The 20,288-nt window shown below is 59.9% G+C and carries 20 protein-coding genes; 19 read left to right on the plus strand and 1 reads right to left on the minus strand.

Features of this window, described 5'->3' with window-relative positions; all coding sequences use genetic code 11:
* Positions 1-27: 27 nt before the first annotated feature.
* The 12 genes from miaB to ACMGF9_RS17830 all read left to right on the plus strand — a co-directional run bounded on the left by miaB (position 28) and on the right by ACMGF9_RS17830 (position 11,711).
* Entirely contained in the window at positions 28-1,452 is a 1,425-nt protein-coding gene (miaB, locus tag ACMGF9_RS17775; RefSeq protein ID WP_033633929.1) for a tRNA (N6-isopentenyl adenosine(37)-C2)-methylthiotransferase MiaB, read from the plus strand.
* 119 nt (positions 1,453-1,571) lie between these two features.
* Positions 1,572-1,907, plus strand: coding sequence for a zinc ribbon domain-containing protein YjdM (locus tag ACMGF9_RS17780; protein WP_004939967.1), 336 nt, complete (start codon positions 1,572-1,574; stop codon positions 1,905-1,907).
* Positions 1,908-2,141: 234 nt separating this feature from the next.
* Positions 2,142-3,197, plus strand: a complete 1,056-nt coding sequence (locus ACMGF9_RS17785) for a PhoH family protein (protein ID WP_004939969.1) — start codon at positions 2,142-2,144, stop codon at positions 3,195-3,197.
* Positions 3,194-3,667: an rRNA maturation RNase YbeY gene (gene ybeY / locus ACMGF9_RS17790; protein WP_004939970.1), complete on the plus strand. Its 474-nt coding sequence runs from the start codon at positions 3,194-3,196 to the stop codon at positions 3,665-3,667. The genes ACMGF9_RS17785 and ybeY overlap by 4 nt, the downstream gene beginning before the upstream one ends.
* A gap of 85 nt (positions 3,668-3,752) precedes the next feature.
* Positions 3,753-4,631 (plus strand): CNNM family magnesium/cobalt transport protein CorC, encoded by an 879-nt coding sequence (gene corC / locus ACMGF9_RS17795; protein ID WP_004939973.1) that lies wholly within the window; start codon positions 3,753-3,755, stop codon positions 4,629-4,631.
* Between the two features lie 7 nt (positions 4,632-4,638).
* Positions 4,639-6,168: an apolipoprotein N-acyltransferase gene (lnt, locus tag ACMGF9_RS17800; RefSeq protein ID WP_015376946.1), complete on the plus strand. Its 1,530-nt coding sequence runs from the start codon at positions 4,639-4,641 to the stop codon at positions 6,166-6,168.
* 394 nt (positions 6,169-6,562) lie between these two features.
* Entirely contained in the window at positions 6,563-7,459 is an 897-nt protein-coding gene (locus ACMGF9_RS17805) for an amino acid ABC transporter substrate-binding protein (protein WP_004939976.1), read from the plus strand.
* Positions 7,460-7,672: 213 nt separating this feature from the next.
* The gene (locus tag ACMGF9_RS17810) at positions 7,673-8,413 is read left to right on the plus strand and encodes an amino acid ABC transporter permease (RefSeq protein ID WP_004939979.1); all 741 of its coding nucleotides are present in this window, start codon (positions 7,673-7,675) and stop codon (positions 8,411-8,413) included.
* The gene (gene gltK, locus ACMGF9_RS17815; RefSeq protein ID WP_004939982.1) at positions 8,413-9,087 is read left to right on the plus strand and encodes a glutamate/aspartate ABC transporter permease GltK; all 675 of its coding nucleotides are present in this window, start codon (positions 8,413-8,415) and stop codon (positions 9,085-9,087) included. Before ACMGF9_RS17810 ends, gltK begins: the two co-directional genes overlap by 1 nt.
* Positions 9,087-9,812 carry an amino acid ABC transporter ATP-binding protein gene (locus tag ACMGF9_RS17820; RefSeq protein WP_015376944.1) on the plus strand — a complete coding sequence of 242 codons (726 nt, stop codon included), beginning with the start codon at positions 9,087-9,089 and terminating at the stop codon, positions 9,810-9,812. The genes gltK and ACMGF9_RS17820 overlap by 1 nt, the downstream gene beginning before the upstream one ends.
* 113 nt (positions 9,813-9,925) lie before the next feature.
* Positions 9,926-10,858 (plus strand): pyrimidine-specific ribonucleoside hydrolase RihA, encoded by a 933-nt coding sequence (gene rihA / locus ACMGF9_RS17825; RefSeq protein ID WP_103086018.1) that lies wholly within the window; start codon positions 9,926-9,928, stop codon positions 10,856-10,858.
* A 148-nt stretch (positions 10,859-11,006) separates the two neighbouring features.
* Positions 11,007-11,711 carry an FMN-dependent NADH-azoreductase gene (locus tag ACMGF9_RS17830; RefSeq protein ID WP_015376942.1) on the plus strand — a complete coding sequence of 235 codons (705 nt, stop codon included), beginning with the start codon at positions 11,007-11,009 and terminating at the stop codon, positions 11,709-11,711.
* A gap of 40 nt (positions 11,712-11,751) precedes the next feature.
* On the opposite strand, the gene ACMGF9_RS17835 is transcribed toward ACMGF9_RS17830, so the two are convergent.
* Complete coding sequence (locus ACMGF9_RS17835) at positions 11,752-12,234, minus strand: zinc ribbon-containing protein (RefSeq protein WP_004939988.1); 483 nt, start codon at positions 12,232-12,234, stop codon at positions 11,752-11,754.
* 286 nt (positions 12,235-12,520) lie between these two features.
* Between ACMGF9_RS17835 and leuS the strand changes: the two genes are divergently transcribed.
* From leuS to mrdA, 7 genes are all read left to right on the plus strand, one after another.
* Positions 12,521-15,103: a leucine--tRNA ligase gene (gene leuS, locus ACMGF9_RS17840; RefSeq protein WP_015376941.1), complete on the plus strand. Its 2,583-nt coding sequence runs from the start codon at positions 12,521-12,523 to the stop codon at positions 15,101-15,103.
* A gap of 14 nt (positions 15,104-15,117) precedes the next feature.
* On the plus strand, positions 15,118-15,678 hold the full coding sequence (gene lptE, locus ACMGF9_RS17845; protein ID WP_015376940.1) for an LPS assembly lipoprotein LptE: 561 nt from the start codon (positions 15,118-15,120) through the stop codon (positions 15,676-15,678).
* A complete protein-coding gene (holA, locus tag ACMGF9_RS17850; protein WP_033633934.1) occupies positions 15,675-16,709 on the plus strand; it encodes a DNA polymerase III subunit delta in 1,035 nt (344 codons plus the stop codon). Before lptE ends, holA begins: the two co-directional genes overlap by 4 nt.
* Positions 16,699-17,361, plus strand: coding sequence for a nicotinate-nucleotide adenylyltransferase (gene nadD / locus ACMGF9_RS17855; RefSeq protein WP_015376938.1), 663 nt, complete (start codon positions 16,699-16,701; stop codon positions 17,359-17,361). The genes holA and nadD overlap by 11 nt, the downstream gene beginning before the upstream one ends.
* A gap of 194 nt (positions 17,362-17,555) precedes the next feature.
* Complete coding sequence (gene rsfS, locus ACMGF9_RS17860) at positions 17,556-17,873, plus strand: ribosome silencing factor (RefSeq protein WP_004940001.1); 318 nt, start codon at positions 17,556-17,558, stop codon at positions 17,871-17,873.
* Positions 17,874-17,876: 3 nt separating this feature from the next.
* Positions 17,877-18,347 carry a 23S rRNA (pseudouridine(1915)-N(3))-methyltransferase RlmH gene (gene rlmH, locus ACMGF9_RS17865; RefSeq protein ID WP_004940002.1) on the plus strand — a complete coding sequence of 157 codons (471 nt, stop codon included), beginning with the start codon at positions 17,877-17,879 and terminating at the stop codon, positions 18,345-18,347.
* 38 nt (positions 18,348-18,385) lie between these two features.
* Positions 18,386-20,281 carry a peptidoglycan DD-transpeptidase MrdA gene (gene mrdA / locus ACMGF9_RS17870; RefSeq protein ID WP_015376936.1) on the plus strand — a complete coding sequence of 632 codons (1,896 nt, stop codon included), beginning with the start codon at positions 18,386-18,388 and terminating at the stop codon, positions 20,279-20,281.
* Positions 20,282-20,288 lie beyond the last annotated feature (7 nt).

The raw sequence follows: 20,288 nt of genomic DNA on the forward strand, positions 1-20,288 counted from the left end.
CGCTCCGCACTGAGTAATGGCAAGTCAATGACGAAAAAACTACATATCAAAACCTGGGGCTGCCAGATGAATGAGTACGATTCATCGAAAATGGCCGACCTGTTGAACAGCACGCACGGCTTCGAGTGGACCGAAAACGCCGAAGAAGCGGACGTGCTGTTGCTGAACACCTGCTCGATCCGTGAAAAAGCGCAGGAGAAAGTTTTCGCCATGCTGGGGCGCTGGCGCTTGCTGAAAGAAAAGAACCCGTCTGTCATCATCGGGGTCGGCGGTTGCGTGGCCTCGCAAGAAGGGGAACTGATCCGCAGCCGCGCGCCGTGCGTCGACGTGGTATTCGGCCCGCAGACCTTGCACCGCCTGCCGGAAATGATCAACCACGTTCAGGGCACCCGCAGCCCGGTGGTTGATATCAGCTTCCCGGAGATCGAAAAATTCGACCGTTTGCCGGAACCGCGCGCCGAAGGCCCGACCGCGTTCGTGTCGATCATGGAAGGCTGCAACAAATACTGCACTTTCTGCGTGGTGCCTTACACCCGCGGTGAAGAAGTGAGCCGTCCGAGCGACGACGTGCTGTTCGAAATCGCCCAGCTGGCGGCGCAGGGCGTGCGCGAGGTCAACCTGCTCGGCCAAAACGTCAACGCTTACCGCGGCGCCACGCATGACGGCGATATCTGCTCGTTCGCCGAACTGCTGCGCCTGGTGGCGGCCATCGACGGCATCGATCGCATTCGCTTCACCACCAGCCACCCGATCGAGTTCACCGACGATATCATCGCGGTGTACGAAGACACGCCGGAGCTGGTCAGCTTCCTGCATCTGCCGGTGCAGAGCGGTTCGGATCGCATCCTGACCATGATGAAACGCGCGCATACCGCGCTGGAGTACAAGGCGATTATCCGCAAGCTGCGCAAGGCGCGCCCGAACATTCAGCTCAGCTCCGATTTCATCGTCGGTTTCCCGGGCGAGAGCCAGGCCGACTTTGAACAGACCATGAACCTGATCGCCGACGTCAACTTCGACGTCAGCTTCAGCTTCATCTATTCGTCGCGCCCGGGCACCCCGGCGGCGGACATGGTTGACGACGTCAGCGAAGAAGAGAAAAAGCAGCGGCTGTACATTCTGCAGGATCGCATCAACCAGCAGGCGCTGCAGTTCAGCCGCCGCATGCTCGGCACCGTCCAGCGCATTCTGGTGGAAGGCACCTCGCGCAAAAGCGTGATGGAACTGGCCGGGCGCACGGAATGCAACCGTGTGGTAAACTTCGAAGGCACGCCTGACATGATCGGCCAGTTTGTCGACGTGGAAATTACCGAGGTGCTGACCAACACCCTGCGTGGCGCAGTGGTGCGCACCGAGCAGCAGATGGATCTGCGCGTACATGAATCCCCGCAGTCGGTGATCGCCCGTACCCGCAAAGAAAACGCGCTGGGCGTCGGCATTTACCAGCCCTGACGCCGCGGCGGCCGCCTTATCGCCGCCCGTTCGCGCTACTCCTTACCGTTTCTCCGCCGGGCGTCCGCGCCCGGTGATGTTCTTTTTTTATTTTTTTATTGTTGAAGAGGCGACATAACATGCAACTCCCACACTGCCCGAAGTGCAACTCCGAATACACCTACCAGGACAATGCCCTGTTCATCTGCCCTGAGTGCGCCCATGAGTGGAGCGACAGCGCCCCGGCGGAAGATCAGGACGCGCTGATCGTCAAAGACGCCAACGGCAACCTGCTGGCGGACGGCGACGCGGTCACCGTGATCAAGGACCTGAAGGTCAAAGGCAGTTCCTCGATGCTGAAAATCGGCACCAAGGTGAAAAACATTCGTCTGGTGGAAGGCGATCACAACATCGACTGCAAAATCGACGGTTTCGGCCCGATGAAACTGAAATCCGAATTCGTGAAAAAGAACTGATTCCCAGCGATCTTGTCCTGTGATGACGCGGCGGGCTTTGCGCCCCGCCGCGTTTTTTCCTTGTCTTCCCTTGAATTCCGCCGACGGCGCACAGATAGATCAGCGGTAAACTTGCGCCGTTGCGGCGCACCATGAATAATTCAAGAAAGAGAGTATTCAGGCTCGTCCTGAACGCGCGCGTCCCGGACGCGCTATGTGACATCAACCAGGCCCGATGTGACCTAGAGGAATAGTTTGAACGTCGCAACACAAGAAATTTTGTTAGAGCCCGCAGACAACCAGCGTTTGCTCAGCCTGTGCGGCCCGTTTGATGACAACATCAAGCAACTCGAGCGCCGATTGGGCATCGAAATCAATCGCCGCGACAACCGTTTCAAGCTGGTCGGCAAGAACCTGTGCGTGGTCGCCGCCGCCGATATCCTGCGCCATCTTTACGTGGATACCGCGCCGATTCGCGGCGTGATCCCGGATATCGATCCGGAGCAAATCCATCTGGCGATCAAAGAGAGCCGGGTGCTGGAACAGGTGGCCGACAGCGTGCCGGATTACGGCAAGGCGGTCACCATTAAAACCAAGCGCGGCATGGTGAAACCGCGCACGCCTAACCAGGCGCAATACATCGCCAACATTCTCGATCACGACATCACCTTCGGCATCGGCCCGGCGGGCACCGGCAAAACCTACCTGGCGGTCGCCGCCGCGGTGGATGCGCTGGAACGCCAGGAAATTCGCCGCATTCTGCTGACCCGCCCCGCGGTCGAAGCCGGCGAAAAGCTGGGCTTCCTGCCGGGCGATCTGAGCCAGAAGGTCGATCCTTATCTGCGCCCGCTGTACGACGCCCTGTTCGAAATGCTGGGCTTCGAGCGCGTGGAGAAGCTCATCGAACGCAACGTGATCGAAGTCGCGCCGCTGGCCTATATGCGCGGCCGCACGCTGAACGACGCCTTTATCATTCTGGATGAGAGCCAGAACACCACCATCGAACAGATGAAGATGTTCCTGACGCGCATCGGTTTCAACTCGAAGGCGGTCATCACCGGCGACGTCACCCAGATCGACCTGCCGCGCAACCAGAAATCCGGCCTGCGCCACGCGGTGGAAGTGCTGTCGGACGTGGAAGAGCTGAGCTTCAACTTCTTCCACAGCGAAGACGTGGTGCGCCACCCGGTGGTGGCCCGCGTGGTCATCGCCTATGAGGCCTGGGAAGCGGCCGAACAGAAACGCAAAGACGCGATTGCCGAACAACGTAAGCGCGAGGCGCTCGCCGCCTCCGAGCAGGAGACACCATGAGCCAGGTGATTTTGGATTTGCAGATTGCCTGTGAAAGTAGCGACGGCCTGCCGGACGAGGCCACCTTCCAGCGCTGGCTGGAAGGCGTGCTGCCGCAATTTCAGGAAGAGGCCGAGGTGACCGTGCGTCTGGTGGACGAAGCGGAAAGCCACGAGCTGAACCTGACCTACCGCGGCAAAGACAAGCCGACCAACGTGCTCTCTTTCCCGTTCGAAGCCCCGCCGGGCATCGAGCTGCCGCTGCTCGGCGATCTGATCATCTGCCGCCAGGTGGTTGAACAGGAAGCGATTGAGCAAGGCAAGGCGCTGGAGGCCCACTGGGCGCATATGGTTGTCCACGGCAGCCTCCATCTGCTAGGGTATGACCACATCGAAGACGATGAAGCCGAAGAAATGGAGTCTTTGGAAACCGAAATCATGCACGGACTGGGCTATCCTGATCCGTACCTGGCGGAAAAAGACCCCGTCTGACGTCAGCCGTTTACCCTACAGCCCCTCTGCGGGGCTGTCGCTGACGCCCCTTAACTCTGACATGAGTGACAGTAACGAAAACGCCATGAGCGACGACCATTCACAAAGCAATGACAGCCCCAGTCCCAAGAAGGGGTTCTTTACTCTTATCCTTAACCAGTTGTTCCACGGCGAGCCCAAAAACCGTGGCGATCTGGTCGAGCTGATCCGCGATTCCGAACAAAACGACCTGATCGATCCCGATACCCGCGACATGCTGGAAGGCGTGATGGATATCGCCGAACAGCGCGTGCGCGACATCATGATCCCCCGCTCCCAGATGGTGACGCTCAAGCGCAACCAGACGCTGGAAGAGTGCCTGGACGTGATTATCGACTCCGCCCACTCGCGTTTCCCGGTGATCAGCGAAGACAAAGATCACATCGAAGGCATCCTGATGGCCAAGGATCTGCTGCCGTTCATGCGCGCAGATTCCGAGCCGTTCAGCATCGACAAGGTGCTGCGCACCGCGGTGGTGGTGCCGGAAAGCAAGCGCGTCGACCGGATGCTGAAAGAATTCCGCTCCCAGCGCTATCACATGGCGATTGTCATTGACGAATTCGGCGGCGTGTCCGGCCTGGTCACCATCGAAGATATCCTGGAACTGATCGTCGGCGAGATCGAAGACGAATATGACGACGAAGACGATCTGGATATCCGCCAGCTCAGCCGCCACATGTACACCGTGCGCGCGCTGGCCCCGATCGAAGACTTCAACGAAGCCTTCGGCACCCACTTCAGCGATGACGAGGTCGATACCATCGGCGGTCTGGTGATGCAGGCCTTCGGCCACCTGCCGGCGCGCGGGGAAACCATTGAAATCGAAGGTTACCTATTTAAAGTTGCCATGGCCGACAGTCGACGTATCATCCAGGTTCATGTAAAAATTCCGGACGATTCTCCACCACCGAAACTGGAAGATTAAATCCAACATGGCTAAAGCCTCATTACTTGAACGCCAGCGGGTTCGCGCCCTGCTGGCGCTGTTGTCAGGTGCCGGCGGGACGCTGGCGTTCTCGCCCTACGACTTCTGGCCCGCGGCCATCGTCTCCCTGTTCGGCCTGCTGGCCGTTACCCTCAATCGCACCACCAAACAGTCCGCCCTGCTCGGCTTTGTCTGGGGCTTCGGGCTGTTCGGCAGCGGCATCAACTGGGTGTATGTCAGCATCGCCGATTTCGGCGGCATGCCGTTCGCCGTCAACGTCTTCCTGGTGGTGCTGCTCGCCGCTTACCTGTCGCTGTACACCGGGCTGTTCGCCGGGCTGCTGACGCGCCTGTGGCCGGCCACCAGTTGGTGGCGGCTGGCCATCGCCGCGCCGGCGCTGTGGCAGGTGACCGAATTCCTGCGCGGCTGGGTGCTGACCGGCTTCCCGTGGCTGCAGTTCGGCTACAGCCAGATCAACGGCCCGCTGAAGGGCATCGCGCCGCTGCTGGGTGTTGACGCCATCACCTTTGTGCTGATGGCCATCGCCGGCCTGCTGGTGTACGCCGTCAATCAACGGCGCCTGTCGGCAGCCGTGATCGCCGCCGCGCTGCTGCTGTTGCCGTGGCCGCTGCGCCAGCTGCAGTGGTTTACCCCGCAGCCGGAGAAAGCGGTGAACGTCGCCATGGTGCAAGGCAACATTCCCCAGTCAATGAAGTGGGATCCGAGCATTCTGCTCAGCACGCTGCAAACCTATCTGGACGAAACCCGCCCCTACATGGGCAAGGCGCCGATCATCATCTGGCCAGAGTCCGCCATCCCTGACTTCGAGCCGCGTCAGAACGGCTTCCTGACCATGATGGATGACCTGATGCGGGCGAAGAACAGCAGCCTGATCACCGGCATCGTCGATGCGCGCGCCACCCCACAAGGCGTGCAGGAATACAACAGCGCCATCGTGCTGGGCGAACCGACGCCGTACAGCTACCCGGCCAAAGATCGCTACAACAAGCATCACCTGGTGCCGTTCGGCGAATTCGTGCCGCTGGGTGAACTGCTGCGCCCTATCGCGCCGTTCTTCAATCTGCCGATGTCCGGTTTCAGCCGCGGCGACTACGTGCAGCCGCAGCTCAGCGTACGCGGCTACAACCTGACGGCGGCCATCTGTTACGAGATCGTGCTGGGCCAGCAGGTGCGCGATAACTTCCGCCCGGACACCAACTTCCTGCTGACCATCTCCAACGACGCCTGGTTCGGCCACTCCATCGGCCCGTGGCAGCACTTCCAGATGGCGCGCATGCGGGCGCTGGAGCTCGGCCGGCCGCTGCTGCGCAGCACCAATAACGGCGTCACCGCCGCGGTGGATGCGAACGGCGAGGTGATCGCCGAGATCCCGCAGTTTACCCGCCAGGTGCTCGAAGTGAAGGTCACGCCGACCACCGGCGTCACGCCTTATGCGCGTTTCGGCGCCACACCGCTGTGGGTGATTACCCTGCTGCTGGGCGGCTGGGCGCTGATGTTGGGCTTGCGCCGCAAATAATCCTCTTCGCCGGGGCGCGCCCGCCGCGCCCCGCGTTCCCGTCAATATCCCCGCCTCAGTCAGAAAACGTCGTTAAATCAACGCGGCTGGCACACTCCTTGCTTTTATCTATGGCGACATCGCGCGCCGGTTTACTTTTGCTGACGTTTTGTCGCACCTGCGCACATTTTGGGTGCATTAAGCGCACCGCGCGGGTGCGCCGACGTTTTGTTGCATTGATTTGGTGCGCGCGGCGTCTCAAAAAATGAAACATTTTAGTTTCAAGGTGTTCACAATCGGTTATTTTTTAACAGCGTTCAGTTCATAAGACTATCTTTATAACTTGAGCAATAAACAGTCGATTTAACCTGACGCTCTTTAGTCAGAGCCACAACAACAGCAAAGGAGTTGGACCATGCAAATGCGTAAATTGGCGTTATCGTTACTGCTGCTCGGTGCGGCAGGTAGCGTGGCGCATGCGGAAGACCTGACCGGTACGCTGAAGAAAATCAAAGACAATGGCGTGATCGTTGTCGGCCACCGCGAATCGTCAGTGCCGTTCTCCTACTACGACAACCAACAAAAAGTTGTGGGCTACTCTCAGGACTACTCCAACCAAATCGTTGAAGCCGTTAAGAAAAAGCTGAATGCGCCGAATCTGCAGGTGAAAATGCTGCCGATTACCTCGCAGAACCGCATCCCGCTGCTGCAAAACGGCACCTATGATTTCGAGTGCGGATCCACCACCAATAACCTCGAGCGCCAGAAACAGGCCGCCTTCTCCGACACCATTTTCGTGGTCGGCACCCGCTTGCTGGTGAAAAAGGGCTCCGACATCAAAGACTTTAAAGACCTGGCCGGCAAACCGGTGGTGGTCACCTCCGGCACCACCTCCGAAGTGCTGCTGAACAAGCTGAACGACAGCGACAAGATGAACATGCGCATCATCAGCGCCAAAGACCACGGCGATTCCTTCCGCACGCTGGAAAGCGGCCGCGCCGTGGCCTTCATGATGGATGATGCCCTGCTGGCGGGCGAACGCGCCAAGGCCAAGAAACCGGATCAGTGGGAAATCATCGGCACGCCGCAGTCGAAAGAGGCCTACGGCTGCATGCTGCGCAAAGACGATCCTGAGTTTAAAAAGCTGGTCGATGACACCATCGCCCAGGCGCAAACCTCCGGTGAAGCGGCCAAGTGGTTTGAGAAATGGTTCAAGCAGCCTATTCCACCGAAAAACCTCAACATGAACTTCGAACTGTCGGACGACATGAAGCAACTGTTCAAAGAGCCAAACGACAAAGCGTTGAACTAAATAGAACAAAAGCCGGCGCGGCCGCCAGGCCAAACCGGCCCAGTTGATGACTGGGACAGACAGGAATGAGGGGGGCCGTTCCCCTCCCTCATTTTCCCCAAGGCGCATCACCGACACCCGTACACAACAAGCCAGCCAGACTGGCCGCGCGGCGATCGGCGCTCATCAAGTCATCAATCTTCGGCGCCCTGCGCCCGTTTATCGGAGTTTGTTATGTCAATAGATTGGAACTGGGGTATCTTCCTGCAGCAGGCCCCGTTTGGGAACACCACTTACCTCGGCTGGATCTGGTCCGGCTTTCAGGTCACGGTGGCCCTCTCCGTCTGTGCCTGGATTATCGCTTTCTTCGTCGGTTCACTGTTCGGTATCTTGCGTACCGTGCCCAACCGCTTTCTTTCCACCCTCGGCACCTGTTACGTCGAACTGTTCCGCAACGTGCCGCTGATCGTGCAATTCTTTACCTGGTATCTGGTGATCCCCGAGCTGCTGCCGGCCAATATCGGCACCTGGTTCAAAACCGAGCTGGATCCCAACGTGCAGTTCTTCGTTTCTTCCATGCTCTGCCTGGGGCTGTTTACCGCCGCCCGCGTTTGCGAACAGGTGCGCGCCGCCATTCAATCCCTGCCGCGCGGTCAGAAAGCCGCCGGGCTGGCGATGGGCCTGACGCTGCCGCAAACCTACCGCTACGTGCTGCTGCCGAACGCCTACCGGGTGATCGTGCCGCCGATGACCTCGGAGATGCTCAACCTGGTCAAAAACTCCGCCATCGCCTCCACCATCGGGCTGGTGGACATGGCCGCGCAGGCCGGCAAGCTGTTGGATTACTCCGCACACGCCTATGAATCCTTTACCGCCATCACGCTGGCTTATATCGGCATCAACGCCGTTATCATGCTGTTTATGCGTCTGGTCGAAAAGAAAGTGCAGTTGCCTGGCAACCTGGGGAGTAAATAATGTACGAATTTGACTGGGCGTCGATCGTCCCAAGCTTCCCTTATCTGCTGCAAGGCATGGTGATCACGCTGAAGATCACCGTGACCGCCATCGTGGTCGGCATCCTGTGGGGCACCGTGCTGGCGGTGATGCGTCTGTCGCCGTTCAAGCCGATAAGCTGGTTCGCCACCCTGTACGTCAACCTGTTCCGTTCGGTGCCGCTGGTGATGGTGCTGCTGTGGTTCTATCTGGTGGTTCCAAGCTTATTACAACAGGTTCTAGGGCTGTCGCCGAAAACCGATATTCGCCTGATCTCGGCTATGGTAGCCTTTTCCCTGTTTGAAGCGGCCTATTATTCGGAAATCATCCGCGCCGGTATCATCAGCATCTCGCGTGGCCAATCCTCCGCCGCGCTGGCGCTGGGCATGACCCACTGGCAGTCCATGCGGCTGGTGATCCTGCCGCAGGCGTTCCGCGCCATGGTGCCACTGCTGCTGACCCAGGGCATCGTACTGTTCCAGGATACCTCGCTGGTTTACGTACTGAGCCTGGCCGACTTCTTCCGCACCGCGTCGACCATCGGCGAACGCGACGGCACCCAGGTTGAAATGATCCTGTTCGCCGGTTTTGTCTATTTTGTTATCAGCCTCGCCGCCTCTGCGCTGGTAAGCTATTTGAAGAAAAGGACTGTTTGATGATATCCCTGAAAAATGTTTCCAAGTGGTACGGTCACTTCCAAGTGTTGACCGATTGCACCACCGAAGTGAAAAAAGGCGAAGTGGTCGTCGTCTGCGGTCCTTCAGGTTCCGGCAAATCCACCCTGATTAAAACCGTCAACGGCCTGGAGCCGATCCAGCAGGGAAGCATCCTGGTGAACGGCACCTCGGTCAACGACAAGAAAACCAACCTGGCGCAGCTGCGTGCCAAAGTCGGCATGGTGTTCCAACACTTTGAGCTGTTCCCGCACCTGTCAATTATCGACAACCTGACGCTGGCGCAGGTGAAAGTGCTCAAGCGCGATAAGACCGCCTCACGCGAGAAGGGCCTGAAGCTGCTTGAACGCGTCGGCCTCTCCGCCCATGCCAACAAGTTCCCCGGCCAGCTGTCCGGCGGCCAGCAGCAGCGCGTCGCCATCGCCCGCGCACTGTGCATGGATCCTATCGCCATGCTGTTCGATGAACCGACCTCGGCGCTCGATCCGGAAATGATCAACGAAGTGCTGGACGTGATGGTCGAACTGGCGAACGAAGGCATGACCATGATGGTGGTAACCCACGAAATGGGCTTCGCCCGCAAGGTGGCGAATCGGGTAATCTTTATGGACGAAGGCAAAATCGTCGAAGACCGCAACAAAGACGATTTCTTCAACAACCCCGAGTCCGATCGCGCCAAGGACTTCCTGGCCAAGATCCTGCACTAAACGCTCTCGATGCGCCCCGCCAGGGGCGCATCTTTTCTCCCGGCACTAAAAGCGCTTGTTTCTCCCCGGTTTTGATCCGATGCTCGCTGGATAACAAACAGAGGAGAAAGAACATGCCCCGCCCTATTATCATCGATTGCGATCCCGGCCTCGACGACGCCATCGCGCTGGCCATGGCGCTGCGTTCGCCGGAGCTGGACGTCAAAGCCATTACCACCTCCGCCGGCAACCAGACGCCGGAGAAAACCCTGCATAATGCGCTGGGCCTGCTGACCCTGATGCAGCGCGAGGACATCCCGGTCGCCGCCGGTGCCGGCGGCCCGCTGATGCGCGAGCTGGTGATCGCCGACTATGTCCACGGCAAAACCGGCATGGGCAACACCCACCTGCCGACGCCGACCCTCAAACCCGATCCCCGCGGCGCCGTCGAGCTGATCGCCGACCTGCTGCGCGCCAGCCCGCAGCCGATAACCCTGGTGGTGACCGGCCCGATGACCAATATCGCCCTGCTACTGGCCCAGCATACCGAGTTGAAAAGCCGCATCGAGCGCATCGTATTCATGGGCGGCGGCATGAACGCCGGCAATACTACGCCGGTGGCGGAGTTCAACATCTTCGTCGATCCCGAAGCAGCCGAAATGGTGCTGAAATCCGGCGTGCCGCTGACCATGGCCGGGCTGAACGTCACCCATCAGGCGCTGGTGTTGCCGCAGGATATCGAGCGCATTCGTCAGATAGACAATCCGGTCGCGCAGGCGGTCGCGGAGATGCTCGATTTTTACCTGCCGCTGTACCTCAGCCATCCGCGCGGCCTGCCCGGCGCAGCGATGCACGATCCCTGCACCATCGCCTGGCTGCTGGCGCCACAGCTGTTCACCGGCGTAGAACGCTGGGTCGGCGTGGAGACCAAAGGGGAATACACCGTCGGCATGACGGTGGTGGACTATTTCCAGCAAACCGGCAACGCGGCCAACGTGGAAGTGCTGACCGGCATCAACCGCGAGGGCTTTATCGATCTGCTGGCCGAGCGCGTAGCGCGTTATTGATCCTATCGGGGCGCGCTCGCGCCCCTCATTCAACTTTTTTGATTTAACTCAGCGAATTTTTGCGCTATCACTGTTCATCGCTTGCCTCTACCATGCGTTTACACCGACTGACATCGTTACCGATTAGCCTTCGCCTGGAGATAAGCCAATGAGCCGCGTACTGGTCCTGAAATCAAGCATTCTGGGTGAATATTCCCAGTCTGGAAAATTAGTCGATTTTTTTGTTGAACAATGGCGTGAAACTCACCCTGAAGACACGTTCACCGTGCGCGATTTGGCCAACCCAACGCTGCCGGAGCTGGATGGTGAAGTGATGGCCGGCTTTACCGCCGGCGACAAACCGCTGACGCCGCATCAGCAAAGCACCCTGGCGCTGTCCGATGAGCTGATTGCCGAGCTGAAATCGCACGACACGCTGATCATCAGCGCCCCGATGTACAACTTCAACATCCCGACGCAGCTGAAGATCTACTTCGATCTTATCGCCCGCGCCGGCCAGACATTCCGCTATACCTCCGCCGGCGCCGAAGGGCTGGTGACGGGCAAGAAAGCGATCGTCATCTCCAGCCGCGGTGGCATCCACGCCGACACGCCGACGGATCTGATCACGCCGTACGTGAAGTTGTTCCTGGGCTTTATCGGCATCACCGACGTTGAATTCGTGCTGGCGGAAGGCTTCGCCTATGGCCCGGAAGCGGCGGAGAAAGCCGCCCAGGACAGCCGCATCGCAGTCGTGCAGAAAATCCCGGCCGGCGTCGCCGTACCGGCCAGCGCACCGGCGCAGGCGGACGTTGCTCCGGCAACCGTCAGCGGCGGTTTCCTGAGCAACCTGCTGAAGAAACTGTTCCGTTAAACGCCGGCCTTAGCGTTCCCCGCCCTGGCGGGGAACGTCATCAAGGTTCAAACGGCCGGCGCTGGAACTGGTCGTGACCGCATTTCGGGCAGAGCGGCAGCACCTCCGGCGTGTAAAACGCCAAATGGTAGTGACACTGCTCGCACACCAGATTGCCCAGCCCCACCACTTCACCGCTGTGGTAAACGCCGTGGTGGCTGACATCCTTGAACACCTCGCGCCACTCCAGCTGGGTTTTGTCGGTGATATCCGCCAGTTCCTGCCACAGGCTCTCTTTGATCACGCGCATAAACACGCTGTCGGTAAACTCGTCCCGGCTCTCCTGATAGCTGCGAGCGAACTCCTCCAGATCGCGCCGCACCGCCTGCGTCACCTGCCGCACTTCGTCGCGCGTCAGATCTTCGGCCTCGTTCAAGCGCCGCTCCGCGCTGGCCACCAGTTCATCGATATCGCGTTCGCCGTTTTTCAGGCGTTCGCTCAGCGATGCCACCAATTCGCGGTAATACTGAGCAACCTTGTTCATAGACTCTCCTCAATAAACGCTGCGCCGGACTTGGCTGTAGGGATCCCCCCTAAGCTACTTGTTCTTATTTTAGCCGTAAATGACTGATGTCACTTGGCAAGACGCGGGATCCGCAGGTTGTGAGCCGCGTCATGACGGCGTTTTTTTTAAATGCGCCGAGTCAGGCGCTTGGAGTTGTTGCCGGGAGGTCTTATCAGCTATGCTATGCGGATCTACGAATACTAAATGTTCATTGCGTTGCCTCTGACCGGGGCAACGGTTTACACCTACAGGACCACCGGCCGCCATGCAAGAGCAATACCGTCCAGAAGACATAGAATCGAACGTACAGCTTCACTGGCAAGAGAAGCAGACTTTCAAAGTTACCGAAGACGACAGCAAGGAAAAGTACTACTGCCTATCCATGCTGCCTTACCCGTCCGGCCGACTGCACATGGGCCACGTTCGTAACTACACTATCGGCGACGTGATCTCGCGCTATCAGCGCATGCTGGGCAAAAACGTACTGCAGCCGATCGGCTGGGATGCGTTCGGCCTGCCGGCGGAAGGCGCAGCGGTGAAAAACAACACCGCGCCGGCCCCGTGGACCTACGACAACATCGAATACATGAAGAACCAGCTGAAACTGCTGGGCTTCGGCTACGACTGGGATCGCGAAATCGCCACCTGCCAGCCGGAATACTATCGCTGGGAACAGTGGTTCTTCACCAAGCTGTATGAAAAAGGCCTGGTCTACAAGAAGACTTCGGCGGTGAACTGGTGTCCGCACGATCTGACCGTGCTGGCCAACGAACAGGTTATCGACGGCTGCTGCTGGCGCTGCGACACCAAGGTCGAGCGTAAAGAGATCCCGCAGTGGTTCATCAAAATCACCGCTTACGCCGATCAGCTGCTGAACGATCTGGACACGCTTGAAAGCTGGCCGGAGCAGGTGAAAACCATGCAGCGCAACTGGATTGGCCGCTCCGAAGGCGTGGAAATCACCTTCGACGTGGCGGACAGCGAAGAGAAGCTGACGGTTTACACCACCCGCCCGGACACCTTCATGGGCGCCACCTACGTGGCGGTCGCCGCGGGCCACCCGCTGGCGCAACAGGGCGCGCGCAACAACCCGGCGCTGACCGAGTTCATCGACGAATGCCGCAACACCAAAGTGGCCGAAGCAGAAATGGCGACGATGGAGAAGAAAGGCATGCCGACCGGCCTGTTCGTGGTCCACCCGCTGAGCGGCGAGAAGCTGCCGGTGTGGGTCGCCAACTTCGTGCTGATGGAATACGGCACCGGCGCCGTGATGGCGGTGCCGGCGCACGACCAGCGCGACTGGGAATTCGCCACCAAATATGATTTGCCGATCAAACCGGTGATCCTGAACCTCGACGGCAGCCAGCCTGACGTGAGCGCCGAAGCGATGACCGACAAAGGCGCGCTGTTCAACTCCGGCGAGTTCGACGGTCTGGACAATGAAGCGGGCTTCAACGCCATCGCCGACAAACTGGTCGCCAAGGGCGTAGGCCAGCGTAAGGTTAACTACCGTCTGCGCGACTGGGGTGTCTCCCGCCAGCGTTACTGGGGCGCGCCAATCCCGATGGTGACGCTGGAAGACGGCACCGTAATGCCGACGCCGGAAGACCAGCTGCCGGTGATCCTGCCGGAAGACGTGGTCATGGACGGCATCACCAGCCCGATCAAGGCCGACCCTGAGTGGGCGAAAACCACCGTCGACGGCCAGCCGGCGCTGCGCGAAACCGACACCTTCGACACCTTTATGGAATCCTCCTGGTACTACGCGCGCTACACCTGCCCGCAGTATGACCAGGGCATGCTGGATCCGGCCGCCGCCAACTACTGGCTGCCGGTCGATCAATATATCGGCGGCATCGAGCACGCCATCATGCACCTGATGTACTTCCGCTTCTTCCACAAGCTGATGCGCGATGCGGGCCTGGTGGATTCCGATGAGCCGGCCAAGCGCCTGCTGTGTCAGGGCATGGTGCTGGCCGACGCCTTCTACTACACCGGCAACAGCGGCGAGCGCGTCTGGGTATCCCCGGTTGACGCCACCGTCGAGCGCGACGACAAGGGCCGCATCATCAAGGCTACGGATCCGCAAGGCCGTGAACTGGTCTATGCTGGCATGAGCAAAATGTCGAAGTCGAAGAACAACGGCATCGACCCGCAGGAGATGGTGGAAAAATACGGCGCGGACACCGTGCGTCTGTTCATGATGTTCGCTTCACCGGCAGAAATGACGCTGGAGTGGCAGGAATCCGGCGTGGAAGGGGCTAACCGCTTCCTGAAACGCGTGTGGAAACTGGCCTACGATCACGTGGAAAAAGGCGCGGTGCAGCCGCTGGACGTGGCGTCGCTGAACGAAGAGCAGAAAGCGCTGCGCCGCGATCTGCACAAAACCATCGCCAAAGTGACCGACGATATCGGCCGCCGTCAGACCTTCAACACCGCAATCGCCGCCGTGATGGAGCTGATGAACAAGCTGGCCCGCGCGCCGCAGGAGAGCGAGCAGGATCGCGCGCTGCTGCAAGAAGCGCTGCTGGCCGTGGTGCGCATGCTGTATCCGTTCACCCCTCACGTGTGCTTCACCCTGTGGCAGGCGCTGGGCGGCGAAGGCGACGTGGACACCGCGCCATGGCCGGTTGCCGACGAACAGGCGATGGTCGAGGACTCCAAGCTGGTGGTGGTGCAAGTGAACGGCAAGGTTCGCGCTAAAATCACCGTATCTGCCGATGCGACCGAAGAGCAAGTGCGCGCGCGCGCTGCCGAAGAGCATCTGGTGGCTAAATATCTGGACGGCGTCACGATTCGCAAAGTGATTTACGTTCCGGGCAAACTGCTTAACCTGGTTGTGGGTTAACACAAGGAGGAGTTGTGCGACAACGTATTCTGACGCTGTTGCTGGGGTTGGCGGTGTTGGTCACCGCCGGCTGCGGTTTTCACCTGCGTGGCACCACGCAGGTGCCTAATGAAATGAAAACGCTGATCCTGGACAGTTCGGATCCTTACGGGCCATTGACGCGAGCGGTGCGTGAGCAGCTGCGTTTGAACGCCGTGACCATCGTCAGCGATCCGAAGCGTAAAGACGTGCCTTCCCTGCGCATCGTCGGCGCGACGGAAAGCCAGGATACCGCCTCGATCTTCCAGGACGGTAAAACCGCCGAGTACCAGCTGGTGCTGACCGTGCAGGCGCAGGTGCTGCTCCCGGGCCACGACCTGTATCCGCTGTCGGTGAAAGTGTTCCGTTCGTTCTTCGACAACCCGCTGACCGCGCTGGCCAAGGACTCCGAGCAGGAGATCATTCGCCAGGAAATGCGTGAGCAGGCGGCGCAGCAACTGGTGCGTAAACTGCTGACCGTGCATGCGGCGGAAGAAGAGAACCGGCAGAAAGCCGCTGCCGCCGGCGAACGAGCGGCAAGCCAAACCGCACAATGATCCGTATTTATCCGGAACAACTTGCCGCGCAGCTCCGTGAGGGGCTGCGCGCTTGTTATTTATTGAGCGGCAATGAACCGCTGCTGCTGCAGGAGAGCCAGGATTTGCTCCGGCAGGCCGCGCAACAGCAGCAGTTCAGCGAGCACTACAGCATTTCCCTCGACGCCCATACCGACTGGGACGCCATCTTCGGCATCTGCCAGGCGATGAGCCTGTTCGCCAGCCGCCAGACGCTGCTGCTGATCTTCCCGGAAAACGGCCCGACGGCGCCGATCGGCGAACAGCTGACCAAACTCGCCACGCTGCTGCACGAGGATATTCTGCTGATCCTGCGCGGCCCGCGCCTCACCAAAGCGCAGGAAAACAGCGCCTGGTTCAAGGCGCTCAGCCCGCACGGCGCTCTCGTCAGTTGCCAGACGCCTGAACAGGCGCAGCTGCCGCGCTGGGTCGCCGCGCGCGCCAAGTCGATGAAACTGGAGTTGGACGACGCGGCCAATCAGCTGCTGTGCTACTGCTACGAAGGCAACCTGCTGGCGCTGTCGCAGGCTCTGGAGCGGCTGTCGCTGCTGCACCCGGACGGCAAGCTCACGCTGCCGCGCGTCGAGCAGGCGGTGAACGACGCCGCCCACTTCACGCCGTTCCACTGGCTGGATGCCCTGCTGGCCGGCAAGAGCAAGCGCGCCTGGCATATCTTGCAGCAGTTGCAGCAAGAGGACGTGGAGCCGGTGATCCTGCTGCGCACCCTGCAGCGCGAACTGCTGCTGCTGCTGACGCTGCAGCGCCGCATGGCGTCTGCGCCGCTGCGCTCGCTGTTCGATCAGCACAAGGTCTGGCAGAACCGCCGCCCGTTGGTGACCCAGGCGTTGCAACGCCTGTCCGGCCCCCAGCTGCAGCAGGCGGTACAGCTGCTGACGCAAATCGAGCTGACCCTCAAGCAGGACTATGGCCAGTCGGTCTGGCCGGAACTGGAAACCCTGTCGATGCTGCTGTGCGGCAAACCCCTGGCCACGAGTTTTAGCGATGCCCACTAACCCGGAACACCCCACCGTTTTGCACGCGCTGTTCGGCGGCACCTTTGATCCGATCCACTACGGCCACCTGCGGCCGGTGGAGGCGCTGGCCGCCGAAGTGGGCCTGAATCGCGTCACGCTGCTGCCTAACCATGTGCCGCCGCACCGCCCGCAGCCGGAGGCCAATGCGCAACAGCGCCTGAAGATGGTCGAGCTGGCGATCGCCGGCAACCCGCTGTTTGCGGTCGACGATCGCGAACTGCACCGCACCACGCCCTCCTACACCATCGAGACGTTGGAAACGATTCGTAAAGAGCGTGGCGCCGCCCAGCCGCTGGCGTTTATTATTGGCCAGGACTCGCTGCTGACGCTGCATAAGTGGCACCGCTGGCAGGCGCTGTTGGACGTCTGCCACCTGCTGGTGCTGGCGCGCCCGGGCTATAACGATCGCATGGACACGCCGGAACTGCAGCAGTGGCTGGAACGCCATCGCACCGCCGACCCGGCGCTGCTCAGCCGTCGCCCGCACGGCCATATCTATCTGGCCGATACGCCGGAGCTGGAAATTTCCGCCACCGAGATCCGCCAGCGCCGCCATCAGGGCCTCAACTGCGACGACCTGCTGCCGCGCCCGGTGCAGCGCTATATCGAGTTGCAGGGTTTATATCGCTAGTGAAAGGTGCGTGATATACTGCGCCGCTATTTTTCAGGTATCCGCTGAAAACCCCGGAAACCTTAGCTGGCCGGGCAGTCACCAGTTAGCTGGCTTTCAGCGGCAGCCTGCCGAAACCATTATCCGGTTACGCCGCGGCGCGCGCATTTTGCCCGCCGCAGCCGACTGAACAGAACACACCCGAGGGGGAACCTTTGCAAGGTAAAGCGCTCCAAGATTTCGTCATCGATAAAATCGATGATCTGAAAGGCCAAGACATTGTCGCTCTGGACGTCCAGGGCAAATCCAGCATCACCGATTGCATGATCATCTGCACCGGCACCTCAACGCGCCACGTGATGTCGATCGCCAGCCACGTGGTGCAGGAATCCCGCGCCGCGGGCATGGAGCTGTTTGGCATGAAAGGCCAGGAAGCCTCCGACTGGATCGTGGTCGATCTGGGCGAAGTGATCGTACACGTGATGCAGGAAGAGAGCCGTCGCCTGTACGAGCTGGAAAAACTCTGGAGCTAAGCGGTGAAACTGCAATTGGTGGCGGTCGGCACCAAAATGCCAGACTGGGTGCAAACCGGCTTTATGGATTACCTGCACCGCTTTCCCAAAGATATGCCGTTTGAGCTGACCGAGATCCCGGCCGGCAAACGCGGCAAAAATGCCGACATCAAGCGCATTCTGGACAAGGAAGGCGAACAGATGCTGGCGGCGGTGGGCAAAGGCAACCGCATCGTTACGCTGGATATCCCAGGCACGCCGTGGGAAACGCCGCAGCTGGCGCAGCAGCTTGAGCGCTGGAAGCAGGATGGCCGCAATGTCAGCTTGCTGATCGGCGGCCCGGAAGGGCTGGCGCCCGCCTGCAAAGCCGCTGCCGAGCAGAGCTGGTCGCTTTCTCCGTTGACGCTGCCGCATCCTTTGGTGCGCGTCCTGGTGGCCGAAAGCCTCTACCGCGCCTGGAGTATTACAACAAATCATCCTTACCACCGGGAATAGCCGGTGGTGACCGTGACAGAGTGAAATAAAGCAGCGGGATGAAAATAGAACGTAACCCTTTTCGCGACTATACGGCTGAATCCGCCCTGTTTGTACGCCGCGCCCTGGTGGCGTTCCTGGTCATCCTGGTGCTGTCCGGCATCCTGATCGCCAACCTGTATAATCTGCAAGTGGTCCGCGTCGAGGATTACCGCACCCGTTCCAACGAAAACCGCATCAAACTGGTGCCCATCGCGCCCAGCCGCGGCATTATCTACGATCGCAACGGCACCCCGCTGGCGCTCAACCGCACCATTTATCAGCTGGAGCTGATGCCGGAGAAGGTCGACGATCTCAAGGCCACGCTGCAGGCGCTGCGCACGGTGGTCGATCTGACTGACGACGACATCGCCAATTTCGAAAAAGAGCGCAAGCGCTCGCGCCGTTTCGTCTCCATTCCGGTGAAAACCGCGCTGACCGAGGTGCAGGTCGCCCGCTTTGCGGTCAATCAGTTCCGCTTCCCCGGCGTGGAAGTGAAAGGCTATCAGCGCCGCTACTATCCTTACGGATCCGCCCTCACCCACGTCACCGGCTATGTGTCGAAGATCAACGACCGCGACGTTGAGCGTCTGGACAAAGACGGCAAGCTGGCCAACTACGCCGCCACCCACGATATCGGCAAGCTGGGCATCGAACGCTATTACGAAGACACGCTGCACGGCAAAACCGGTTACGAAGAGGTTGAAGTCAACAACCGCGGCCGGGTGATCCGCCAATTGCACGAGCAGCCGCCTTCCGCCGGCCAGGACGTCTACCTGACGCTCGATCTTGATCTGCAGCGCTATATCGAACAGCTGCTGGTTGGCAGCCGCGCCGCGGTGGTGGTGAGCGATCCGCGCACCGGCGCCATCCTGGCGATGGTGTCCAATCCGAGCTACGATCCGAACCTGTTCGTGGACGGCATTTCCAGCAAGGACTATCAGGGTCTGCTGAACGATCCGAATCGCCCGCTGATCAACCGCGCCACGCAGGGGGTTTATCCGCCCGCGTCAACGGTGAAACCTTATATCGCCGTGTCGGCACTCAGCGCCGGCGTGATCACCAAGAACACCGTAGTGTTCGATCCCGGCTGGTGGCAACTGCCCGGCTCGGAAAAACGCTTTCGCGACTGGAAAAAATGGGGTCACGGCCGCCTGAACGTCACCAAAGCGCTGGAAGAATCCGCGGATACCTACTTCTATCAGGTCGCCTATGATATGGGGATCGATCGGCTGTCGAGCTGGCTGACCAAATTCGGTTACGGCCAGTACACCGGCATCGATCTGGCCGAAGAGCGCTCCGGCCTGATGCCGACGCGTGAATGGAAGCTGAAACGCTATAAAAAACCGTGGTATCAGGGCGACACCATTCCGGTGGGCATCGGCCAGGGTTACTGGACCGCCACGCCGATCCAGATGGCCAAGGCGCTGAACACCCTGATCAACGACGGTACCGTCAAAACGCCGCACCTGCTGCAGAGCACCCGCGTCAACGGCGCGCTGGTGCCGTTCAAACAGGAAGAGAACACGCAGATCGGCGATATTCACTCCGGCTTCTGGGAAATCGCCAAAGACGGCATGTACGGTGTGGCCAACCGTCCGAACGGGACGGCGCGCAAGTACTTTGCGGACGCATCTTATAAAGCCGCGGCGAAATCGGGCACCGCACAGGTCTTCGGTTACGAAACCTACAACGCCCATAAACTGGCGGAGCACCTGCGCGATCACAAGCTGATGACCGCCTTTGCGCCGTTCAATAACCCGACGGTGTCGGTCGCCATCATTCTGGAAAACGGCGGCTCCGGTCCGGCGGTGGGCACCATCACCCGCCAGATCCTCGACCATATTCTGCTGGGCGACAACAATACGCAATTGCCAAGCGAGGCCCCGCTGCCGCCTGGCGTAGAAGGTGACTAAGGTAGAA

The sequence above is a fragment of the Serratia sp. BNK-23 genome (genome assembly GCF_047456145.1).
Taxonomy (GTDB): Bacteria; Pseudomonadota; Gammaproteobacteria; order Enterobacterales; family Enterobacteriaceae; genus Serratia; species Serratia nematodiphila.

Coding starts and splice junctions, on each gene's coding strand:
- miaB (WP_033633929.1), top strand. CDS start 28: ATGACGAAAAAACTACATATCAAAACCTGGGGCTGCCAGATGAATGAG.
- ACMGF9_RS17780 (WP_004939967.1), top strand. CDS start 1,572: ATGCAACTCCCACACTGCCCGAAGTGCAACTCCGAATACACCTACCAG.
- ybeY (WP_004939970.1), top strand. CDS start 3,194: ATGAGCCAGGTGATTTTGGATTTGCAGATTGCCTGTGAAAGTAGCGAC.
- corC (WP_004939973.1), top strand. CDS start 3,753: ATGAGCGACGACCATTCACAAAGCAATGACAGCCCCAGTCCCAAGAAG.
- lnt (WP_015376946.1), top strand. CDS start 4,639: ATGGCTAAAGCCTCATTACTTGAACGCCAGCGGGTTCGCGCCCTGCTG.
- ACMGF9_RS17805 (WP_004939976.1), top strand. CDS start 6,563: ATGCAAATGCGTAAATTGGCGTTATCGTTACTGCTGCTCGGTGCGGCA.
- ACMGF9_RS17810 (WP_004939979.1), top strand. CDS start 7,673: ATGTCAATAGATTGGAACTGGGGTATCTTCCTGCAGCAGGCCCCGTTT.
- gltK (WP_004939982.1), top strand. CDS start 8,413: ATGTACGAATTTGACTGGGCGTCGATCGTCCCAAGCTTCCCTTATCTG.
- ACMGF9_RS17820 (WP_015376944.1), top strand. CDS start 9,087: ATGATATCCCTGAAAAATGTTTCCAAGTGGTACGGTCACTTCCAAGTG.
- rihA (WP_103086018.1), top strand. CDS start 9,926: ATGCCCCGCCCTATTATCATCGATTGCGATCCCGGCCTCGACGACGCC.
- ACMGF9_RS17830 (WP_015376942.1), top strand. CDS start 11,007: ATGAGCCGCGTACTGGTCCTGAAATCAAGCATTCTGGGTGAATATTCC.
- ACMGF9_RS17835 (WP_004939988.1), bottom strand. CDS start 12,234: ATGAACAAGGTTGCTCAGTATTACCGCGAATTGGTGGCATCGCTGAGC.
- leuS (WP_015376941.1), top strand. CDS start 12,521: ATGCAAGAGCAATACCGTCCAGAAGACATAGAATCGAACGTACAGCTT.
- holA (WP_033633934.1), top strand. CDS start 15,675: ATGATCCGTATTTATCCGGAACAACTTGCCGCGCAGCTCCGTGAGGGG.
- nadD (WP_015376938.1), top strand. CDS start 16,699: ATGCCCACTAACCCGGAACACCCCACCGTTTTGCACGCGCTGTTCGGC.
- mrdA (WP_015376936.1), top strand. CDS start 18,386: ATGAAAATAGAACGTAACCCTTTTCGCGACTATACGGCTGAATCCGCC.